25 protein-coding genes and 1 other annotated feature are annotated in these 21,698 nt (G+C 36.7%); of the genes, 7 read left to right on the top strand and 18 right to left on the bottom strand.

What is annotated here, in order from left to right:
* Nucleotides 1-125: 125 nt before the first annotated feature.
* From J2S10_RS04880 to J2S10_RS04865, 4 genes are all read right to left on the bottom strand, one after another.
* Nucleotides 126-692 (bottom strand): TetR/AcrR family transcriptional regulator, encoded by a 567-nt coding sequence (locus J2S10_RS04880; protein WP_307404950.1) that lies wholly within the window; start codon nt 690-692, stop codon nt 126-128.
* Nucleotides 693-1,050: 358 nt separating this feature from the next.
* A complete protein-coding gene (locus J2S10_RS04875; RefSeq protein WP_307404948.1) occupies nt 1,051-2,259 on the bottom strand; it encodes an acyl-CoA dehydrogenase in 1,209 nt (402 codons plus the stop codon).
* A 193-nt stretch (nt 2,260-2,452) separates the two neighbouring features.
* Nucleotides 2,453-2,647 carry a hypothetical protein gene (locus J2S10_RS04870; RefSeq protein ID WP_307404946.1) on the bottom strand — a complete coding sequence of 65 codons (195 nt, stop codon included), beginning with the start codon at nt 2,645-2,647 and terminating at the stop codon, nt 2,453-2,455.
* 196 nt (nt 2,648-2,843) lie between these two features.
* A complete protein-coding gene (locus J2S10_RS04865) occupies nt 2,844-4,079 on the bottom strand; it encodes a cell wall-binding protein (protein ID WP_307404945.1) in 1,236 nt (411 codons plus the stop codon).
* A gap of 197 nt (nt 4,080-4,276) precedes the next feature.
* Between J2S10_RS04865 and J2S10_RS04860 the strand changes: the two genes are divergently transcribed.
* The gene (locus tag J2S10_RS04860) at nt 4,277-5,167 is read left to right on the top strand and encodes a VanW family protein (RefSeq protein ID WP_370876145.1); all 891 of its coding nucleotides are present in this window, start codon (nt 4,277-4,279) and stop codon (nt 5,165-5,167) included.
* 32 nt (nt 5,168-5,199) lie between these two features.
* On the opposite strand, the gene J2S10_RS04855 is transcribed toward J2S10_RS04860, so the two are convergent.
* The 5 genes from J2S10_RS04855 to J2S10_RS04840 all read right to left on the bottom strand — a co-directional run bounded on the left by J2S10_RS04855 (nt 5,200) and on the right by J2S10_RS04840 (nt 8,426).
* Nucleotides 5,200-5,463 (bottom strand): hypothetical protein, encoded by a 264-nt coding sequence (locus J2S10_RS04855; RefSeq protein WP_307404942.1) that lies wholly within the window; start codon nt 5,461-5,463, stop codon nt 5,200-5,202.
* Nucleotides 5,464-5,570: 107 nt separating this feature from the next.
* Nucleotides 5,571-6,143: a YkoP family protein gene (locus J2S10_RS27390; RefSeq protein ID WP_370876144.1), complete on the bottom strand. Its 573-nt coding sequence runs from the start codon at nt 6,141-6,143 to the stop codon at nt 5,571-5,573.
* 130 nt (nt 6,144-6,273) lie between these two features.
* Nucleotides 6,274-7,083: a metallophosphoesterase gene (locus tag J2S10_RS04850; RefSeq protein WP_307404940.1), complete on the bottom strand. Its 810-nt coding sequence runs from the start codon at nt 7,081-7,083 to the stop codon at nt 6,274-6,276.
* Nucleotides 7,084-7,170: 87 nt separating this feature from the next.
* On the bottom strand, nt 7,171-7,662 hold the full coding sequence (pssA, locus tag J2S10_RS04845; RefSeq protein ID WP_307404939.1) for a CDP-diacylglycerol--serine O-phosphatidyltransferase: 492 nt from the start codon (nt 7,660-7,662) through the stop codon (nt 7,171-7,173).
* Nucleotides 7,663-7,775: 113 nt separating this feature from the next.
* Nucleotides 7,776-8,426 carry an SGNH/GDSL hydrolase family protein gene (locus J2S10_RS04840; RefSeq protein WP_307404937.1) on the bottom strand — a complete coding sequence of 217 codons (651 nt, stop codon included), beginning with the start codon at nt 8,424-8,426 and terminating at the stop codon, nt 7,776-7,778.
* Between the two features lie 178 nt (nt 8,427-8,604).
* On the opposite strand from J2S10_RS04840, the gene J2S10_RS04835 reads away from it, so the two are divergent.
* Nucleotides 8,605-9,318: a class I SAM-dependent methyltransferase gene (locus J2S10_RS04835; RefSeq protein ID WP_307404935.1), complete on the top strand. Its 714-nt coding sequence runs from the start codon at nt 8,605-8,607 to the stop codon at nt 9,316-9,318.
* Nucleotides 9,319-9,460: 142 nt separating this feature from the next.
* Nucleotides 9,461-9,712, top strand: coding sequence for a sigma-G-dependent sporulation-specific acid-soluble spore protein CsgA (locus J2S10_RS04830; RefSeq protein WP_307404932.1), 252 nt, complete (start codon nt 9,461-9,463; stop codon nt 9,710-9,712).
* 190 nt (nt 9,713-9,902) lie between these two features.
* Here J2S10_RS04830 and J2S10_RS04825 read toward each other — a convergent pair whose 3' ends face one another.
* From J2S10_RS04825 to J2S10_RS04805, 5 genes are all read right to left on the bottom strand, one after another.
* Complete coding sequence (locus J2S10_RS04825; protein ID WP_307404930.1) at nt 9,903-10,820, bottom strand: YitT family protein; 918 nt, start codon at nt 10,818-10,820, stop codon at nt 9,903-9,905.
* A 134-nt stretch (nt 10,821-10,954) separates the two neighbouring features.
* A complete protein-coding gene (locus J2S10_RS04820; RefSeq protein ID WP_307404928.1) occupies nt 10,955-11,113 on the bottom strand; it encodes a hypothetical protein in 159 nt (52 codons plus the stop codon).
* A gap of 214 nt (nt 11,114-11,327) precedes the next feature.
* Nucleotides 11,328-13,118 (bottom strand): DHA2 family efflux MFS transporter permease subunit, encoded by a 1,791-nt coding sequence (locus J2S10_RS04815; RefSeq protein WP_307404926.1) that lies wholly within the window; start codon nt 13,116-13,118, stop codon nt 11,328-11,330.
* An 8-nt stretch (nt 13,119-13,126) separates the two neighbouring features.
* Nucleotides 13,127-13,786 (bottom strand): HlyD family secretion protein, encoded by a 660-nt coding sequence (locus J2S10_RS04810; RefSeq protein WP_307404924.1) that lies wholly within the window; start codon nt 13,784-13,786, stop codon nt 13,127-13,129.
* Nucleotides 13,786-14,232 (bottom strand): MarR family winged helix-turn-helix transcriptional regulator, encoded by a 447-nt coding sequence (locus tag J2S10_RS04805; RefSeq protein ID WP_307404921.1) that lies wholly within the window; start codon nt 14,230-14,232, stop codon nt 13,786-13,788. Before J2S10_RS04805 ends, J2S10_RS04810 begins: the two co-directional genes overlap by 1 nt.
* Nucleotides 14,233-14,460: 228 nt before the next feature.
* On the opposite strand from J2S10_RS04805, the gene J2S10_RS04800 reads away from it, so the two are divergent.
* The gene (locus tag J2S10_RS04800; protein ID WP_307404919.1) at nt 14,461-15,240 is read left to right on the top strand and encodes a GNAT family N-acetyltransferase; all 780 of its coding nucleotides are present in this window, start codon (nt 14,461-14,463) and stop codon (nt 15,238-15,240) included.
* A gap of 248 nt (nt 15,241-15,488) precedes the next feature.
* On the opposite strand, the gene J2S10_RS04795 is transcribed toward J2S10_RS04800, so the two are convergent.
* Complete coding sequence (locus J2S10_RS04795) at nt 15,489-17,192, bottom strand: 2-isopropylmalate synthase (RefSeq protein WP_307404915.1); 1,704 nt, start codon at nt 17,190-17,192, stop codon at nt 15,489-15,491.
* A gap of 61 nt (nt 17,193-17,253) precedes the next feature.
* Nucleotides 17,254-17,476, bottom strand: a binding site (T-box leader).
* Between the two features lie 251 nt (nt 17,477-17,727).
* Complete coding sequence (locus J2S10_RS04790; protein WP_307404913.1) at nt 17,728-18,066, bottom strand: YmaF family protein; 339 nt, start codon at nt 18,064-18,066, stop codon at nt 17,728-17,730.
* Nucleotides 18,067-18,271: 205 nt separating this feature from the next.
* On the opposite strand from J2S10_RS04790, the gene J2S10_RS04785 reads away from it, so the two are divergent.
* From J2S10_RS04785 to J2S10_RS04775, 3 genes are all read left to right on the top strand, one after another.
* On the top strand, nt 18,272-18,475 hold the full coding sequence (locus J2S10_RS04785) for a DUF1657 domain-containing protein (RefSeq protein WP_307404911.1): 204 nt from the start codon (nt 18,272-18,274) through the stop codon (nt 18,473-18,475).
* A 103-nt stretch (nt 18,476-18,578) separates the two neighbouring features.
* The gene (locus tag J2S10_RS04780; protein WP_307404909.1) at nt 18,579-18,785 is read left to right on the top strand and encodes a DUF1657 domain-containing protein; all 207 of its coding nucleotides are present in this window, start codon (nt 18,579-18,581) and stop codon (nt 18,783-18,785) included.
* 17 nt (nt 18,786-18,802) lie between these two features.
* Entirely contained in the window at nt 18,803-19,663 is an 861-nt protein-coding gene (locus J2S10_RS04775; RefSeq protein WP_307404906.1) for a DUF421 domain-containing protein, read from the top strand.
* A 53-nt stretch (nt 19,664-19,716) separates the two neighbouring features.
* On the opposite strand, the gene J2S10_RS04770 is transcribed toward J2S10_RS04775, so the two are convergent.
* Nucleotides 19,717-20,685 (bottom strand): DMT family transporter, encoded by a 969-nt coding sequence (locus J2S10_RS04770; RefSeq protein WP_307404904.1) that lies wholly within the window; start codon nt 20,683-20,685, stop codon nt 19,717-19,719.
* Nucleotides 20,686-20,839: 154 nt separating this feature from the next.
* Nucleotides 20,840-21,655, bottom strand: coding sequence for a YitT family protein (locus J2S10_RS04765; protein WP_307404902.1), 816 nt, complete (start codon nt 21,653-21,655; stop codon nt 20,840-20,842).
* Nucleotides 21,656-21,698: the final 43 nt, after the last annotated feature.

Raw genomic sequence — 21,698 nt, 5'->3', positions numbered from 1 at the left:
CATCCGTTTCACTGAAACGCGGACATTTACCTTCGTGCATAATATCCTTTCCTCTCAGTACCAACCGGTTAGTATGTGCATTATTGAAAGAGGGCTTTTTTTTAAAACCCTCTCAAACATTTTCGTCAATTCACTTGAATTCCCTTTAAAATCATTTCGACAAAAATCTCAGCTACTTCTTGATCGGTGCAAATTCCGTTTGGATTAAACCAATTGTAACTCCAATTGGTAATCCCCAGTATACCGAAAGCAATAATTGAAGCATTTAAATCGGGACGGAACTCACCGCTAGCCATACCGGCTTCAATTAACTCTTGGATATTAAAACGAAATTGATCTCTTTTCGGAATGATCAAAGCAGTGCGTTTTTCACTTAAATTCTTCATTTCTCTGAAAAATATTTTTGCTACAGCACCACGGCTTTTTATATCAGAAATCAGCAACTTTACAATATCAAATAATTTTTCCTTATACGTCTTCGATTCATCTTTAAGGATCCGATTCTGATGGACAAGCAATTCAACAATATAGCTAAGATGGATATCCATTAATAGTTCTTCTTTACTGGAAAAGTAATAATAGAAGGTACCCTTTGTTACTCCGATGGAATCAACGATGTCCTGAATCGAAGTTTCGCTAAATCCATTCTTTTCAAATAATTGGATGCTTGCTCCTGTAATTTTTTCTTTCACTTTTCTGTCCTCGCAATCTGTAAAAATGTCTATGAAAATTATACCATATTCTTATTCTCTCCTTTATGCGCTATCAATCAATCTTTTCATTTTGTCATTTCATTTCAAGGCTTCTTCTCTTAAGGCTCTGCGGAGAATTTTTCCGAAGCATGATGACCATACGGTCCCCTTTTTACTTGATTTTGTTGCAGCGCAGAAGCAAATGTACGAGCCGATGACTGTAATTTGTCGTAGCTAAACTTTTTTTACCATAAAAGGATAAGGTATTTTTAGTTGGATATTTTGCCGCAGTGTCTTGAAGTGTTTGCCCTATCGGTATCTTAGGAATAGTGTCTCGAGTAATATTGGAAAACTGTTTCTACTGATATTTCCTTAATTCAAGCTTTGCGATTTGCGCACGATGAACTTCATCAGGTCCGTCTGCAAGTCTTAATGTTCTGGCATTCGCCCATTGAGCTGCAAGTGGAAAGTCGTTTGAAACTCCTGCACCGCCAAAAGCTTGAATGGCTCGATCAAGGATCCGCAATGCCATTGAAGGCGCAACTACTTTGATCATTGCAATCTCTGTTTTCGCTTCCTTATTTCCAACCGTATCCATCATATATGCTGCTTTTAAAGTTAGGAGTCTGGCTTGTTCAATTTCGATTCTGGAATCGGCAATCCATTCCTGAATAACTCCTTGACTAGATAATGGTTTCCCAAAAGCAACCCGTTCTTGAACATGCTTACATAATAATTCAAGTGCCCGCTCTGCAGCCCCAATTAACCTCATACAGTGATGTATCCTTCCGGGTCCCAATCTGCCTTGGGCAATCGCAAATCCTTTTCCTTCACCCCAAAGAATATTCTCAGCAGGGACACGGACATTTTCAAACGTTATTTCCGCGTGTCCATGGGGCGCATGATCGTATCCAAACACAGGAAGCATTCGTTCAATTTTCACACCGGGTGAATCAAGAGGAACAAGAATCATCGATTGCTGTTCATAGTGATTGGCATTTAGGTCCGTTTTCCCCATCACAATGGCAATTTTACATCGGGGATCACCTGCACCTGACGACCACCACTTACGCCCATTAATAACGTATTCATCTCCATCTCTTTCAATTCTTGCCTCGATATTAGTTGCATCCGCTGAAGCAACTGCCGGTTCGGTCATTGAAAAGCATGAACGAATTTCACCTGCTAACAATGGCTTTAACCACTGTTCCTTGTGTTTTTCGGTCCCATAGCGAACGATGACTTCCATATTTCCTGTATCCGGCGCACTGCAATTAAATACCTCAGGTCCAATAAGTGAGCGTCCCATAATCTCACATAATGGAGCGTACTCCATGTTTGTTAGTCCTGCACCATATTCACTTTCCGGTAAAAATAAGTTCCAGAGCCCCGCTGCTTTTGCTTTTGCCTTTAGTTCCTCCATAATTGGGGGGACTGCACTCCATCGGCTTTCCTGTTCATTTAATTGTTGCTCATACACTCTCTCGTTCGGGTAGACATAGTATTCCATGAAGGCTGTTACCTGCTCTTGTAATTCGATAACCTTTTTAGAAAATAAAAAATCCAATCTTTCCACTCCCTTTCACCTACTAACCAGTTAGTATGTTATAATTTCTATTATACTCTCAAAATTTAAATATTCAAATCATGTTCGAAATATTCTAATAAATTTAGAGAGCGAGAGTTTTTCTTTTTTATTACAGTAAACAGAGCACATGATACACTACATCACTAGTTACGGTCTCACATGAACAGATTTGTTAAAATCTTTTGTTCATCTTCTTTTGTTTGTTCATTATCTCATACGACTTTTCAATAATATCGGTTAAGACATCTCCTTTATAGACTCTGCCGAATTTCATATTTTCCTGATAATAATCGACAATTTCATCTAGTTTCTCGCTTATTTCCTTTGTTACTCTCACATTTAATTGTATTCGTTCATTTTCAGACATGATAGGCACCTCTATGTAATTGATATAAACCTGCTAGCTCTTAACTATAAAAAGATTATCCACTGCTACTATACTATTTTTCTACATTATTTTCATTACTTTTCAAAAGAATTAAAAAAAGAGTAACGGATTTATTTCCGGTACTCTTGGTTTTTAATAATCAAATTGAATATTAGTTTACATAATAATATTATGATTAATATTTACCCAACTCACTTTCCGGAGTTTGAATGATAACCGGATACTTTTCGGGATCTAACCATTTAAGAATGGAAATGACGTTTGTTTGCGCTGTTCCCGTACATCCAAGGGTATAACGGTTCGATACATGGAAAAAAATTGCAGACCCTGCACCGGGGATTCTTTTTTCTGTATTATAATTAATTACAAATCCATAGTTATAAGCGGGAATATTCATTTGTTCCGCGCTGTTCCAACGTTTATTATTTGCCGATGCTTTTTGCCAAGTATTGTAAAGAGAAGATGCAGAATCATCAACCCATACATCATCGGAAGTAATTTGCCGATATGGAAGCTTTGTCCCGGGATTTTGGATGCGTCCGAATGCAGTACCAATGGTGTATTTACCTCTTGGTGATTTTTTTGCACCTTCTTTCATTTCAACTGCAAATCCATCTTTTCCAATAAATCCATTTGTATTTAATTTCTCATACCATTTATTATCTATTTTTTCAAAGGCACGTATTTTTGCAATATTCGTGCTGTAACCGCTTGTAGTTACAAGAATTAGCTGATTATTTTTCGAAATTGTTGTTAATTGGTCCGCAATTGTATTTGGAACCCAGCTGCCGCTTGCATTAAAATAATACCAACCTCCTAAATTAAGCCAGCCAATTTGCATTGCTCCGGTTCGATTTAAATAGTACTTGCGATTATTCTGATTAAGCCATCCTGTTTGCATAACTCCATTAGTTGCAAGATAGTACCATTTCCCGCTATCAAAAACCCAGCCTGTGCGCATTGAACCATCATTCGCAAAATAATACCAACTTCCGGTTAAATTAAGCCAACCGGATTGCATTGCACCGTTGTTATTTAAAAAATAGCTTTTTCCTCCATATTGAAGCCAGCCCTTTTTCATGGCTCCGTTACTATCAAGAAAATACCACTTTTTATTGTCGTACAACCACCCGCGTTGCATGATACCATTACTACCTAAGAAGTACCATTTTCCATTATCATATAACCAGCCTTTGTAGATGGTTCCATCGGTTTTGTTTAAATAGAACCAATTACCATTTAACGACAGCCACCCTTTTACCAGTTGATTATTTTGATAATAATAACTGTTCCCATTCTCTTCATACCATCCATTCTTACCTGTTTGGTTGACTTGAGTATCAGCAAATGAATGGATTGGGGTGAATGCTAGTAATGCACAAATAAAAAATAATGAAATTTTTAACCTCAAATTCCAGCTACCTCCAATTTTACATTAAATTTACCTTTTTATTTTACAATAATGATAGGAAGCAAAAAACCTGCAAAATGACTATTATTTAACAAAAAAAAATGACCATCTTCCTTGCAGCCAATTTTTGTTTAATTATTAAGCCTATTTTTACATGAAAAGGCAAGTTTCTAGTCATATTATAATGAGGTGGTTTTATGAACATCATTTTTTCAGGGATCGTTGGACTAATGTTATTATTTCAACAGGTGAATCTTGCTCCTAACAGTTTATTTCTAACCAGAGATGGCAAAACCGTTTCAATAATCGATCGGACAGCTTTTACATTTCCTTACCCCGGTTTACCTATTTTAAACACAAAAAAATATAATCAATTCTTGGATAATCTCGATAAACAAATATCTGTTGAACCTGAAAATGCCAAGTTGGATCAATATGGAAATATACTACCGGAGCGGGTCGGAAGCCGCATCTATCGTCAAGCATTTACGGAACAATTTTATTCTTATTATTTTGGACAAAGAACCGTTAAAATGGAGGTTCCAATGCTTTCGGTGTATCCCAGTGTCGACAGTGAATTACTAGGAAATATTCGTACGAAAAGGATTGGACGTTATATAACCTCGTTTAATTCCCAAAATAAAAAACGAACAACTAATATTCAACTCGCTGCAAAAGCGATCAATAATTATGTAGTCTTCCCTGGCGATACGTTTTCCTTTAACCGTGTTGTTGGAAAAAGAACAGCCGCAAAAGGGTATTTACGTGCAAAAGTGATCGTAAGAGGTGAGTATGCTGAAGATATTGGCGGGGGAATTTGCCAAGTTTCATCCACCCTTTTCAATGCCGTTGATAATGCGGGATTGAAGATAGTGGAACGTTTTTCCCACAGCAGAGAAGTTCCCTATATTCCACCCGGCAGAGATGCAACTGTTAGTTGGTATGGTCCTGATTTTGTTTTTAAAAACAAGTACAATCAACCGGTATTAATCCAAGCGAAAACACTAGGAAACCTCTTGATTATTAAGGTATTTTCATCGGATGTTGTTGATTACATTCCGCGAAAAATTCCCACCCCTACGTATTGAAAAAGTCCGCAAAGCTGCGGACCTTTTTTTTACTATTTTTTATTCTTTAATGCACTTGATAATAATTCTTCTGAGAACTCAGTTAATGCTGCATTATTCATCAAATTGAGATCGGTTTTTGGTGTAAAATTCTTAACGAGGTTTTGCAAAGGAAGTGCATTTACAGATCGCTTTCCTCTTGTTACTCCAAAAACAGCTGCACTTACTCCCAGGCCAATAAGGGATGCCCACATTGCCCCTCTGCTTTTGCGTTTCTGTCCAAACAAACTGAAAAACGCTTTTCTCATGTCTCTCATGTCTTCGCACTCCTTCTTCATATAATGGAAGCGATTTTTTTAACCTTCCACTAGCTTAATTTGTGCAATTTGAATGAGAATATGAATGGAAAACCAAACATCCACTGTTATTTGCCGGCATATTTCTGATAATACCTTTCATATAGCCTTTCTTTGGACATGCATAAATAATTTAGTTTGTTTTTTTTAAAATCTTTCAGGGAAGAGCTCGATAGTAAGAAAATCGGAAGCTGTCCCAGCTTTTTCATCCTTTTGTACATTCGGTTTGAGGGGGGAAAGCATTCAAATCCTAAAGGTTTAACACCTTTATTAATGGTGGTTATCCCGATTATTCCTTTTATACGACACTCTTCAGGATGGAGTTTCAAATAATTTGCCAATGAGGGCATCGAGCTGAGAACTAATTTATAAATTAGTCTTGCCCGATTTAAATCATTTTTGATTTTTACATATTCATTCAGTAATCGAACATTGTGCAGGTGAATTTTTAACAGAAGGTCATTCTTGTATATCTTTGTTCCATCCGAAAGAATTAAGTTTTGTCCTTTATATTTTGTGATACGGACCCGAAAAATCGATTTTTTCCTATTTTCCTCTGTAATGTAATGTAAACGGGAACATAAATAAAAGAGCGGATCAAATAATTTCCATATCCATATAATAGTTAGGCGTAAACTCATAAGGCCTACACTCCTTTTCAACCCTTCCTCCATAGGATGATGAAGATTTTCCTTTTTTACTATGGTAATGTCAGGATATGAAAAAGAATTTTGAAAATGTTTAAAAGCCGGGTTTTTTATCCCCGGCTTTCTAAGAAATTTGATGAAAAGTTATTTCAGGACGGCTCCCTATCCTAATATTTACACCGGTTTGACCAAGACCCTCACTAATGTAAAAAGGCTTTCCATCGTGATAGTGTAACCCTTTTACGATGTTCATTCGTACGAGTTTGCCCATTTTCAATAAATGATATGGTTTTGGCCAATGAATTTGCCCTCCATGAAAATGTCCTGATAAAAGGTAATCATACTGATAGTTAGCCATATTTAACACAATATTTGGGTCATGTGTTAAAACCAGATTATATCCCTTTGGTACATTTAGATATGATTTTTCAACATCACTGCGCCGTGTATGGTTATCATCAATACCGATGATATTAACCACATCACCGTCGACATTTAACGTAATATTTTGATTTTGTAGGGTAATGCAGCCATTTTCTTCTAAAGTCTGTTTCAATTTATTAAAATGTTCACTTTTAAGAAAATAATCATGATTGCCGAAAACGGCGTAAATGCCAAGTCGCGGCTTAAGATTACTTAATGCTGTTAAATATGGAATAAGTTTTGGAATACTTCTCTTGCGATCAAGAAAATCACCTGTCAATGCTATTAGGTCTATTGGTTGGTCTGAAACGGATTGAATTAGTTCTTCCGGTGAAATCGATATGTTTTCAAGGTGCAAATCGGAAAGATGAAGAATATTTAACTGTTTATGTGATAATTTTGAGTGAGAAACTTTAACTGTATTTACTGCTACTTTTTTTGTATTTTTATGTGCCTGATAAAATATCACGATAAAAACAATTAATACTGTGCTTCCTAAAAGGTAAATCATTGTATCCCCTCCCACTACTGAGTATAGTAGCCAGAAGGGATTAGTCATAGTGGTAGTTGATGGGAGTTATCAGTTTACATAAAATAATTATAGTTTCTTAATTTTAATCGGACTTACCATCAATACTGCGAGAATGATGGTTATCCAAGCATTGCTATATAAGAATAATCCCATTCCGGCAAGTGGCAGACCCGCTGCAGGAATAGGGATTCCTTTAAAATAGCCAATGGTTGGCTTGACGCTGAACCTTGCCAGCCGTAATGCTCCCATTGTCGGAAAAAGTATAAATGCCAGTGAGGTAAAAATGGATGGTACTGCTAATGAATGAAATAATAGGGCAGGAGCTACTCCAAAGCTAACAATATCTGCTAACGAATCAAGCTCCACACCAAATTCACTATTAACTTTTAATTTCCTGGCAATTCGACCATCCAATAGGTCGAAAACAGCCGAGAAAAAAATGAAAATCGCAGCTATCTTCAAAAATCCACTCATATTAAAGGTAATGGAAAAAACACCGCACAATAAATTTCCGATCGTAAATAAATTTGGTACTGCTTTCACAAGATGGTTTACCAAGGATGAAACCTCCTCTACTTTGGCCAATCCTTCTTCATATGTAGCATTTTCTTTATATTACGCCATTATGCCTATAGCTAAACAAAAAAGAGAACAGTTTTGATTCTGTCCTCTTATTCTTCCTCTTCGAAGGTAAGTTCACCATAACCTAACCGGTGTAACCTTTCAGCCATTTGTTCGTGACCGATGTCATTTGGATGAATGCGGTCGATCGATAAATATTCTGCTTCATATTCATTAAATACTTTATTAATTTCTACAATAGATACATGGTAATCTTTTGCTAACCCTTTAAGATGATGATTGAAATGTTTTACCCATTTTATTGCTAAATCTTCTTTTGGAAAGGGATTATATAAATGAAATAGTCGAATCACAAATGGACGAATATCGCTCTTTTTTAACTCATGTATCAGATTCATAATAGCTGAAAAATTTTCTTTACATTCATGAAAGGACTTTTTCAATGCCTGTAAATCATTATCAGTCTGATATTTCCTTACTGCAATGATTAAATCATTGGTTCCTGCCGTAATTGTAATAATATCCGCTTCTCTAACCTTCTCTTTAATGAAATCTTGATGCAAATCATTTAAAACATCCTTTGTTTCAGCACCCGGACGGGCAAAGACATGAACTAAAACATGATCTTCCAATTCCCGTTCTGCCATTCTTCTAAATCTATGGACAAATCCCGGTGAAAAAATGGATGAACCTACACCTGCAGATAATGAATCCCCAAGAGCAACGTATGAATAACTCATAAACTTCACACACCTCCCTCAATAATGTCTTACTATATAGGTATTCTTTAATGGGCTGAGTTGCTAATCAAGAAACTAAAAACAAGTGACAATTCCAGGTTGTTTTTTCGAAAAATAAAAATAGAACCTCTTCCTTCTTTTTTTCATAAAATGCAAAAAAGATGAGTAGGTGGTGTTTATGGGAGGCTTAACATATTTTGATTTCTTGGCCAAGTTTGGAGTTGGCGGAGCCCATCCCGGTGGAATTCTTTTGACAAAAGAAATTCTTGCAAGTGAAAATATATCCAACAAATCTTATGTTTTGGATGCGGGCTGCGGTACCGGCCAAACAGCAGCATATTTATATCATCAGTATCAGGCAAATGTTACTGGAATAGAAATAAATCCGATAATGATTAAAAAAGCGAAAAGAAGATTTCAAGAACAAAAAATACCTATTAATTTAATGGAAGGGTCAATCGAAAAAATTCCCTTACCTGATCAATCCTTTGATTTCATCTTATCTGAATCGGTTTTAGCATTCGTCGATAAACCAAAAGCCCTTCGAGAGTTTTTCCGGGTTTTAAAAAAAGGCGGACGTTTAATTGCCAATGAAATGACGATAAATAAACGGCTTAGTCAACATCAAGAAACTGAAATAAAGAATTTTTATGCTTTGGATTCATTACTGGTTGAAGAAGATTGGAGAAAATTATTAGTGGATATTGGATTTCAAGATATTGAATTAAAAAAAGAAAACCAAGCCCTTAGCAATGGCTATCATACACCTGAATTCCAATTCTCCAAAAACTTCGAGCCTGAGCTTTTCGATATTTTTAATCAACATGCAAGTATTGTCTTGAAGTATCAGGATACCTTAAGCTATAGGGTTATAACATGTACAAAAATGTAATAGGCAAGAAAAGCCTTTATTTTCAACTATGAAAAGAGGCTTTTTTTAATGAGAAGAAAATTGGTTTTTTCTTAAGACCCTTATGTGTATATTATTAACATCTCGTCGAAAAATAAGAGCGTGAAAGGATTGGTGATGAACTATGGATAAAACTTTGGGGTATCTTCGTGAAATTCTGTCGAATTATTCTGAGGAGCATTCAGAGGGACGACATTTATATCGAAAACTTGCAGAAGGTCACTTTTCATCTGAAGGTTCATTTGTAAGACATTTGAATCAAAAAGAAATCGATTTTTTAAATAAAATCCTGCCCAATGAGATAAAGTACGCTAAAGAAGAACAAGATGAGAAACGAGCCCATGAATTAAATGAGGTATACGAGTTATTATTTTAAGGAGAAAAAGATGACAGTTGTTTTTCTGTCATCTTTTTTGTATAGGAAATAAATCATTTTTTATAATATTTCCTAGGTAAGCGCGTACAACGACAAATGTTGATATATTCCAATTGTTTCTACTGCTAAAAACGACATAATCTGATTGTATTCTTATATTTCTACCTGTTTACGACAATCTTAAAAATTTTCAATGAATATCTTTCTTTTTAAATCTCCCGCCTCGGACTTCTGCAATATCTGCTACTGCTAAAAATGCGCTATCATCGTTTTCAGAGACGATTTCTTTCAATTTTGCTTCTTCAAGACGATTGATTACACAAAATATTACTTTTTTTTCATCACCAGAGTAGGCTCCTTCACCGTTAATGTAAGTAACCCCACGGCCAAGCCGGCTCATAATCGCATCGCCGATTTGCTTCGCGTTATCACTAATAATCCAAACCGATTTGGATTCATCAAGCCCCGTAATCGTAATATCAATCGTTTTGTAAGCAACAAAATAGGCGATCAGAGAGTACATGGCTCTATCCCATGTAAAGACAAATCCGGCGCTCCCCAGAATAAAAAGATTAAAAAACATGATTATTTCCCCAACCGAAAAAGGAAGTTTATTATTAAAAAGAATAGCAAGGATTTCGGTCCCATCTAATGAGCCTCCGTACCGAATCACGATACCTACTCCTATCCCAAGGACTATTCCCCCAAAAACAGTAGCAAGTAAAATATCTTGCGTAAACGCCGGAACCGGATGAAGTAAAGTGGTGGCTATTGAAAGGACAATTATTCCATATAGCGTGGATAAAGCGAAGGTTTTTCCAATCTGCTTATAGCCGATGAAAAAGAATGGAATGTTAAGAAGGAAAAGGAATATTCCAAGCTTCCAGCCTGTGATATAGGATAACATAATGGAGATACCTGTAATACCTCCGTCAATAACATTATTGGGGACAAGGAAAATTTCCAGTCCTACCGCCATCAATACAGCACCAAGCGTTATTAACAAAACCCGTTGTAATATTCTGCTTTTTGTCAGCCTGCGGTGTTGAATTCTTTCCGTTAATATTTCCTGCTGTTCGATTAGATTAATTTCCTGGTTTCCTGTCATTATCTTTCCCCTTTCAATTTAACTTTCTACTTCTAGTATAAAGAACACTGCTTAAGATTTGTAATCATATGCTTAATTGTTGGAAATTCATGAAGAAAAAATGCTGCCTGATTACTTAACAGGCAGCATTTTTATTAGCTTGGATCTACTTCATCAAAAGAAAGGGTGGTGACACTCGTATATTCCCCTCTTTCAACCTCATTTTCAGTGGCACTTCGACCTAACTCTTCTTGATCATCCATCCCCGGAGCAAACGTTGGTTTCATCTGTTTATTGTCTTTCTTATTATTCATTTCTTTGACAACTCCCTTCCAATGAATATTTTCCCAAAAACTTCAGTTAATATTCTAAGGGTTACCATAGTTTTAGTCCCTGGCTTTATATAGGTACTGGATAACAGCAATTGGATCACTTTTCATTAGCAAATATTTTTGCTTCTTAGATATTGTTAACTATGTAAAAAAAGGCTGACTCAACTTTAATCAAGAATCAGCCTTTTTTTATGCATTATGCTTTTACACGTGCCCGTTTAATAAAAAACGCTAGAATCAGGCCGACAAATGCGATTCCGGATGCAAAGATAAAGGCATCATTTATACCTTCGATAGTTGCTTGTTTCATCGTTTGCCCGTAAATCATATAAGTTGCCAGTTGGTTGCCAACAGCAGCTGGCACTTGAACTAGCGAAGATAACCCCTGGCCGATTTGCGCCATTTTACTTGCAATGAATGGGTTTGTGCTTGTTATGACATTTCCGTACTCTCCCATGTGGACACCTGATCTTGTAGACATGACCGTAACAAGGAGGGCTGTACCGATACTACCTGCAATCTGCCTTGCGGTATTTGATGCAGCTGTTCCATGTGCTCCAAGATGTCGCGGCAATTGGTTTAATCCCTCAGTCATAACCGTCATCATTAAGAAGGACATTCCAAACATACGCATGACATATAGAATAAGGATATGAGTATAGCTTGTTGTCATATTTAAAGTAGTAAACTGCCATGTAGTTATAACCGTTATCGTTAGTCCGGTAACTGCAAGCCATCTTGCACCAATTTTATCAAAAATAGCTCCTGCAATCGGCGACATAATCCCCATTATAATTGCACCGGGAAGCAACATGAGTCCAGATTGTAAAGCTGTGAAGCCGCGAATATTTTGTAAATAGATTGGCAGCAAAATCATCGCACCAAACATGGCCATATTTATAATCATACTAATAATTGTTGTTAGTGCAAAAATATCATATTTAAAAACGCGTAACTCAAGCATTGGTTTATCCGTGGTTAGCTCGCGAATCACGAAAGCAATTAGGGAAACAATCCCGATTATAAGTGAGACAACGACAATAGTACTTCCCCATCCCTTGCTTCCCGCCTCACTGAAGCCGTATAAAAGGAATCCAAACCCTAATGTTGAAAATAACAACCCAGGGAAATCAAATTTAGGATTGGTGATTTCTGTTACGTCCTTCATCCATAAAAAGCTAAGAATTAAGTCCACGATCCCAATTGGAATAACAACATCAAATAATAGTCTCCATGAATAATGCTCGATAATCCATCCGGAAAGTGTTGGACCGATAGCAGGAGCAAATAACATAACAATCCCCATCATCCCCATTGCCATTCCTCGTTTTTCAGGAGGGAATAATGAAAAGAATACGGTCATTAACAGCGGCATAATCACACCTGCACCGCATGCCTGGACAATCCTTCCGATCATCAGCATATTAAAGTTTGTTGAAAACGAACAAATAATCGAACCTATCGTAAAGAGGAGAATAGCTGTTATAAAAAGTTTTCTTGTACCAAATTTTTCAATTAAATAAGCCGTTACGGGGATACAGATTCCGTTTACCAACATATAGCCAGTGGTTAACCATTGGACTGTTGTAGCAGAAATATTTAAATCAGCCATTATATGCGGTATAGCCACGTTTAACAATGTTTGATTTAAGATTGCAACAAAAGCGCCCAGCATTAGTGCCGTAAGAATTTTACCTTTTCCAACCTCTTTCTTTGCATCTTCCACTCTAGACAATCTTTCCGACTTTTTCTCTTTTTTTTGATGGACATTTGCCTCTACATACTCTAAAGCAGGTTCAGCAATGGCGGATTCCTTAAGCAAATCTTCTACTTGCTCATGTAAATCATCATTGTTCTCGTTTTTATTTGTGGAATTGCTATCGCTATCTTGCAGCAAGCGACTTCTTTTTTTCTTTGCAAATAAATAATTCAAGAAAATTAACAGCAAAATGCTGAAAATGGCATAAACCGTGATATAAATTGACATTTTATCACCTACTTATGGATTCTCACGGTCACGTTCATACCAGGAGCTAATTGAAGTCCTTTGTAATCATCTAATGAAATTTTTACAGGAATGACTTGAGTAACTTTTGTATAGTTTCCAGTGCTGTTTGTACTAGGGAGAAGTGAAAAAGTTCCTGAAGTTGCTAAGCCGATTTGCGCAACTTTCCCTTTTAATGTTGTATTTGGAAATGCGTCTATATAAACGTCTACATCTTGATTGACTGCAATTTCATCAATACTTGTTTCTTCGATATTTGCAGTCACCCATAAATGGTCAAGGTCATAAACAATTGCTAATGGCATGCCGGCTGCAACAAAGGAATCCTTTACTGCGTTGTTCTGAACAACCGTTCCGTTACTTGGAAGTGTTACAGGTATTTGAGTCGGCGTTGCAGTTGTTCCTGTTCCGGCTGACAGAATTGTTCCAATTTGGTCATCTTTTGAGAAATGATCGCCAACCTTGGCATTCCAATCGAATAATTTACCATTCGCAGGTGCCATTATGGTGACTTGTTGTCCGGAAATTTGCGCATTGTCCGTTGATAAATAATTTACCGTACGATTGTAGTAGGAATAAGCAGCAAATCCTCCACCTACTAAAATTATTAAAATAATGATGTTTAAAACCAGCAATCGTTTTGTATTCATTAAAACCTTTCCTCCTCAAGCTTTAGCTTTGATAAAACAAGTTTGTGTAAACGCAAAAGGTGCACGATTTCTTCCTTAGGTAATTCAAGTACTTCATTCAATTTTTTTATTAAAATGGAATCAGAAGAATATAGTTTATCTAATAAACTTTTTCCTTTTTCAGTTAAATGAATGGAAACAGATCTTCGATTCTCAGGTGGTACAACCCTTTCGACTAATCCACTATGGACTAAGCGATCAATTACTCCACTAACAGTGCTGTTGGTCAGCCTTAATTTCTCAGCCAACTCGCCCAACCCACTGTCCGGATTATAGGAAAGTGTGTAAAGTGTCTTGAGTTGTACAACTGTAATCCCCACACTATCGGCATCTGATTTTACAAGACGATAAATTGCCTTATTGATTTCCGAAAACGACTCCAATATTTCATTATTTAATGCGTACATTGCTTCCTCCTTTCTCTAGATAACCTAAAGTTTCATAACGAAACATTTCGTATGCGAATTAAATTATTACAAATATGAATTATAAACAGGTATCCATTAGTATGTCAACAAGAAAGTTTTTCACTCTAACAATAAAAATCATTGAATAATATTCTCTTCGTAATTTTTAAAATATGTTGAAATTTAAGTATTATTTGATTAATCTAGTAAAACCAAGGGGGTATAGGTATGATAAGAAAACTGACTTTAAAAGACCATGAAAATGTTCTTTCTTATTTAAGAGAGGAACCATCGATTAATTTGTTTATTATTGGCGATTTAGAAGCCTTCGGGTATGATTCAGATTTCCAGGAAGTTTGGGCTGAATTCGATGAATCGAATGAGATTAATGCTGTTTTACTAAGGTTTTATCAGTCTTTTATTCCATATGCCAAGGGTGAATTCGATATCGGTAGTTTTGTATCGATTATGAAAGAATTTAAACAACCTATATCGACATCAGGAAAAACTGCACTTATCGATAAGTTTGAACAGTTCGAAGAGTTAAAGCTCGGCAAAAAACAAGTCACTTTTTTTGCTGAATGCAGGACTGATGAATATCTTGGTACGACAGATTTGGAGATTAAGAAGGCCGGATTTGACGAGGTGGATCAAATAATTCGTCTTCGGAGGACGATTGAAGAATTCCATGTTAAAGATGATGCCCGTGAAATTTTAGTTAAAGCGATGGAATCCAATACTGCTAGGACCTATTATACTGAAGAAAATGGTATTTCTTCATGTGTGTCAACAGCTGCTGAAAATTCGCAGTCAGTAATGATTGTGGGCGTATGTACAAGAAAAGAAAACCGGCGTCAGGGACTTGCAACGGCAATCATGCAAAAATTATTTAAGGATGTTCTTGATGAGGGCAAAACTCTCTGCCTGTTTTATGATAACCCTGAAGCAGGGAGAATCTATAAACGACTTGGATTTAAAGATATTGGTATGTGGACGATGTATCGATAATAAACTACATAAAAGTAGTGTTCTACACAAAACACCCTCATTTCCTATTTGGAATTGAGGGTGTTTTATTGTCTTCCTTTCTCAATAATCATTTGTGTAAAGGGAACATTAAGAATAAAAAGGAAGGACTGATTTTAATGTATGATTCGATAAAAAAATATAGAATATTAACAGCAATGCTTATTTTTATATATAGGCACTATGATGTTATGAATATCAATCATTTCACTATTTATATAATCCGGTAATTATTGGATTGTAAGGGAAGAGTTTATTTGAATTGGAAGCTGAATATATGTCAGCATATTATTTGCTGCACTAAACAAAGCCTTTACAGAAGAATTCATAATATCCGCGTCAATTCCACAGCCCCAATAGACAGTACCATTTATATCGGTTATACCAATGTAAGAGACAGCGTTTGATTTCGACCCTATTTCTTGTGCGTGCTCCTTATAGACCAAATCTGAATAACTGATACCTAGTTCCGTTTGAAGGGCGTTACTGATGGCGTCTAGTCTTCCGTTTCCTACACCTGAAATTTCCTGAACGTCCCCATTGATTCGAATGGTTAGGACTGTTTGGAAATCATCATGCTTGGTAAATTGATAGTCGATAAACTCAATTGGAGTTTTAAGATTGACATATCCATTTATAAAAATGTCATAGATTTCATGAGGCAAAAGCTCTTTATTTAGCTGATCCGACACATTTTTTACATTGTATCCAAAGCTTTCACGCATTTTAGGCGGCAAATCAAGACTATATTGTTGTTCAAGCAGATAACCGATGCCTCCTTTACCGGATTGGCTATTAATACGGATAATATCTCCTTCATACTCTCTGCCAATATCCTTCGGATCAATCACCAAATAAGGGACCTTCCAATTCTCATTTTCCTTTTCTTCACGCCATTTGAAACCCTTGGTAATTGCATCTTGATGTGACCCTGAAAATGCCGTATAAACTAATTTGCCGGCATATGGATGTCTCTCATGAACCTTCATCTTTGTCAGTCGTTCATAGGTAGCCATAATTTCGGGAATATTTTCTAAATCAAGCTGAGGATCCACTCCGTGTGTAAACATATTCAGAGCAAGCGTCACAATATCTACGTTTCCTGTTCGCTCTCCATTTCCAAACAATGTTCCCTCTATTCTTTGTCCGCCAGCCAGCATTGCCAGCTCTGCATCTGCTACACCGGTTCCTCTGTCATTATGAGGGTGAATCGATAGGATCACATTCTCCCTATAGTTCAGATGATCACTCATAAATTCAATCTGGCTAGCATAAACGTGAGGCATTGAGAGAGAGACCGTAGCTGGCAAGTTAATAATTACCTGATTGTCAGCGGTCGGCTGCCAAACATCTAGCACACGGTTGCATATATCAAGAGCAAAATCCAGTTCTGTACCTGTAAAGCTTTCTGGTGAATACTGAAAAATAAAATTCCCTTCCGTTTCAGATGCATATTTCTGAAGCAGTTTGGCACCCGTTACAGCAATATCGATAATCTCTTCTTTCGATTTTTTAAATACCTGCTCACGCTGGGCCAATGAAGTTGAGTTATACAAGTGCACCACTGCTTTATTTACACCCTTAAGGCATTCAAATGTTTTTTCAATAATGTGATCTCTCGACTGTGTTAACACTTGAATGGTAACATCATCCGGTATCAAATCTTGTTCAATCAGGGTTCGCAAAAAAGCATATTCTGTTTCTGAAGCGGCTGGAAAACCAACTTCAATTTCCTTAAAACCTATTTTTACAAGCAGCTGAAAATATACCAACTTTTCCTCTAGTGTAAGTGGAACGACTAAAGCTTGATTTCCATCCCGTAGGTCGACACTACACCATAAAGGAGCTTTGGTACTATACTCCTTCTCCATCCATTTCATACTTTTCACTGGGGGCATAAAATAACTTCTCGAATATTTTTCGGTATTTTTCACCTTGAACTCCACCTTTTCATAGGAAATTCGCATTAATAAAAATAAAAAAGCCTATCATCTCATAAGAGACGACAGGCTTTGCCTACGTGGTACCACTCTTTTTGATTTGTTCGATAAACTAAACAAACCCACTTAAGGACTTGATTACGGTAGTCAACCGTTAAGACCTACATTGTCAGTCTTACCACTCCTGGGCGAGTTGGGGAATTTATTGACTGTCTTTCACCAACCGACAGTTCTCTATACAATAAATATTCCTTAATACTCCCAATCATAATGTTTTCATTTTTCAAAAATTTTCTTTATTCTATAACTTTTCTTAATAATGGTCAACTCATATTTTACATTTATCTTTCACTAATGCACTCGTTCGATAAAATTCCTCCACTTTCCCCGAACAGTCATTGTAAATCCTAATCACGGACCATTTCGAATCCTAACAAGAAGAAAAACACAGGCTACCACTTGATTTTTTTGGGGTTTCGTTAAGATTCTTTCTCCAAAAAACGGACGAGACCCTTTCCTTAAAGTTATCTTATTTTGTTCCGGGGGCAGGCTGATCCACACCCTTTACATGATGACTATGCCCTTCGTTTTCTGATGTCTTAAAATCATAATAATGCACATGCATTCCATTACCGACAGGAATGGCCGGGCCGGAATAAGCCTGGTAGTGATGGGTATGGCCATCCTCAAACAAAACATAGCCTTCCGTATAATGAATATGACCTCCATCATGAGTCATAATTGGCGGTGAAGTGACATCTAAGCATTGGTGAACATGACCGCCGGAAACACCGGTATAATCAACCGATCCGTGATTATGATGTGGAACAAAACCTTGAACAAAATCGTCTTTGCCTGCTTTTCTCACTACCATCCCCCCGTTATTCTTGAGATGTTTAATATATATGCATAAACCCTTAGGTAAAATATCCATTTGGAGACATTTTAGAAAGGGACTTAATCTCTTTTCTATTAGGTGTTTATTTCCATTAAAATTAAAATACATAAGCTGCAATTTGATTCCGCATACTATTTTTGTAATTTCAATTCTCAATCGAAAGAGGGATTTTTAAATGACAGTTGGAACACAGGTAAAACAAGCTTTAGCAGGTTTAAAAAGTGCACAGGCTAGTTTTGAAGCTTTTGCGTTAGCTACTGATAATCAAAATGCAAAACAGCTATATCAACAAGCTGCACAGCAAACACAATCCGTTCTTGATAGCGTTGAACCGCGTCTTCAAGAAATTCAAGCTGAAGAACCTCAATACAATCAATAAATAGAATAAATAGGTTGGCGATTCTGCCAACCCATTTTTCATTTTTATCTGATTCACCCCCTCTTACTGATTCTAATGCAAATGGAAAGGTGGTTGATTTAATGTGACCATAGCTGCAAATGTAAAACAATGCCTTTCATCTATTAAAAATATAGAATCACAGTTATCCTCACTCGCATTAAATTCCCTAGACGAGGATGCTAAGAGTGTTTTTCATGAGACCATGTTAACAATGATGGATGTAAAAAAAGATCTTCAGACACGTGTTTTAGAACTTGAACGTCAAGAACCGCAATATAAAGGTTCATAATTCAGAGGTGAGTATCGATGCCGGGATGGCTTGGGATTGTATCGAGATCTGTTATTTTCTTGCTGCTCTTGTTTATTACAACAAAAATAATCGGAAAAAAACAAATCTCTGAACTCTCTTTCTTTGAATATGTTGCAGGTATTACAATTGGGAGTATCGCCGGTGAAGTAGTTACTGGACTTGAAAGTAATATGTATCATGGAGCATTGGCAATAATCGTATTTGGACTAGTTACTTTTTTGGCGAACTTTTTTTCATTAAAAAGTAAAACATTCCGCGATATAGTTGAAGGAAGAGGGACTGTCTTAATTAAGGATGGGAAAATTTTAGAGGAAAATTTAAAGAAGGAAAAATATACCATTGACGAATTATCAGCATTGCTTCGTGAGAAAGATATTTTTAGATTTGCAGATGTTGAATTTGCAGTCTTGGAACCACGCGGAAACTTAAGTGCCTTATTAAAAAAAGAGAACCGCCCATTAACTCCGAAAGATTTGCAAATGAAAGTGGCTAATGAGAAAGAACCTCAAACCGTTATTATGGATGGAAAAATTTTAGATGAACCATTGCGTTCAGCCGGAAAAAGCCGCGGATGGTTACATACAGAATTAGAGAAACTTGAGGTAACACTTGATAACGTTTTCCTAGGGCAGGTGGACACATACGGAGAACTTTCTATCGATATTTATGACGATAAATTAAAGGTGCCAACGCCAGCACAACGCCCCCTTTTAATGGCAACGTTAAAGAAAACACAAGCCGATTTAGAATTATTTGCACTAGAAACAGAGTGCGAAATTTCAAAAGAGATGTATAAAAAAAATGCGGTTAGAGTACAAGAAGCCATCAATAAATTAACACCTTATCTCAATGGGTAACAATTTGGGCCCAAAAAAAGATCCTTATCATCAATGCCGATAAGGATCTAAGCTCATGCATTGGCATTTTGCCTATGTGGAATTACTTTTCTTTGCGAAATATAACTGTGCAACATCATCCCGCCCATAACTAAAATCATTCCACACCACGATAACGGTGTAGGAAAAGCAGAGTTTAAAAGGATCAGTTCACCGATTAAAGCAAATAATACCTCCATCGATTGCGTTGCTTCGACGGCAGCTAGCTTCTGCATATTTCCTCTCACCAAATCTGTAGCCTGAAAGAATAAAATAGTTGCAATGACTCCGGATGAAACCGCAACAAGACCGGATTGAATTGATTGCTCCCTGCTTGGCGGACCTACAGTTATCAGGCCATATATGGCCAAAACAATCCAAAACGGAAGACTGGCTATAGTCATTCCTAATACCCGTTGAAAAACGTCCAAACGTCCACCACAAATGTCCATCATCTTTCTGTTCCCTAGAGGGTACGCAAAAGAAGCAATAACTACAGGGATTATTCCCAGTGCTAACTTAACTGGGGATAGATGGTTCGCTTGTTCTAGTTGCATCAGGATGATTCCCAGTAAAATAATGAAAGACATGGCTAAACCTTTGAAGGGTATTTTTCCCTTTACTTGGATTGGCCCCTTGTCTGTATGGACCAATTCGTAAAAAAAAGGAGCCAATAAGGAACCCGATATAATCGTAATTTGCCATGTAGCTGCAATCAGCCATCCGGGAGCATAGGCCGCTGAAAAACAAATCGGAGCATAAAATAATCCGAAGCCAACAGTACTCCAAAAAATCCATTCACCAGGCTGCTTTTTCATTTCAAATAGCAGTGGTTTAAAGTTTCTTCTCCCAATGACAATAATTAACAGAAAAGGTATCATAAAGAAATACCTTAAAGAAGAACTCCATATCCAGCTTCCTCCTGCTAAGTCCATCATCCGGTTAAGAATGAATGTAAATGCAAAAAAGAACGCTGCAAAAATGCCTAATATAATGGAACGCATTATTTCTTTTCCCTTCTATTTTCAGTTTCAAAACAAACTATTCTCGCACTGGCAAAAGTTTAGGTTCTTATTAATTTAGTTTAACAGATTTCAGAATTATTTGTTAACAACAAAAATAGAATCCAATAAAAATAACCCCAAAACGGGGTTATTTTTATTGCGGGCTTGGCCGATGAAACAGCCCCATGACTTCTATCGTTTCAGTAATATTAACGAATGCATTTGTGTCGACCTCTGCAATGAGGTTCTTTACTTCATTTAGCTCATAACGTGAAATTACCGTAACTAAAATATTACGTTTATCGTTCGAATAGCCGCCAACCCCGTCCATAATCGTCAAACCTCTATACAAATTGGATAGCAAATGCTGGCGCATTTCCTCACCCTTATTGGTAATAATCATTAATGTCAGCTTGGCATGATCTGTGTATATAGTATCCACCACTTTTCCAGTGACATAGATGGAAACTAATGTATTAAGCGCCGAATCCCAATTAAACAAAAAGCCACTGATTACAATGACAACTGCATTCATACCTGACAGCAAAACACCGATCGGAAAATCTCTTTTTCTTGCTACAATCATACCAATTATGTCAAATCCGCCGGTTGAACCTGAACAACGGAAGACAATCCCGACCCCCAGTCCTGTTAAGGCACCGCCGAAGATGGATGAAAGGATCGTATCCTTTGCAATTTCATGGACAGGAACCAAATACAGACCTACCGATATAATCAATACTGAAAAAATTGAATTCAAGACAAATTTTTTGCCCAGCATTTTATATCCAATAATTAATAATGGAAAGTTCAAAAGGAAGTTTGCCAGCCCTGTATTAAGGGGAGTAACCATACCCAAAATCATTGAAATTCCGCTCATCCCACTGCTTAGCACTTCATGCGGGATTAAAAAAAGGTTAAATCCAGCAACAACAATGAGAGAACCAATTATTATTCCAAACATCCTCATTGGAATTTCCTCCTAATACCTGAAAATATATCTTTTTACATAA

The organism is Neobacillus ginsengisoli, from assembly GCF_030813055.1.
Note: the sequence above shows the minus strand (reverse complement) of the source record. Positions and strands in the feature narration are given on the sequence as shown.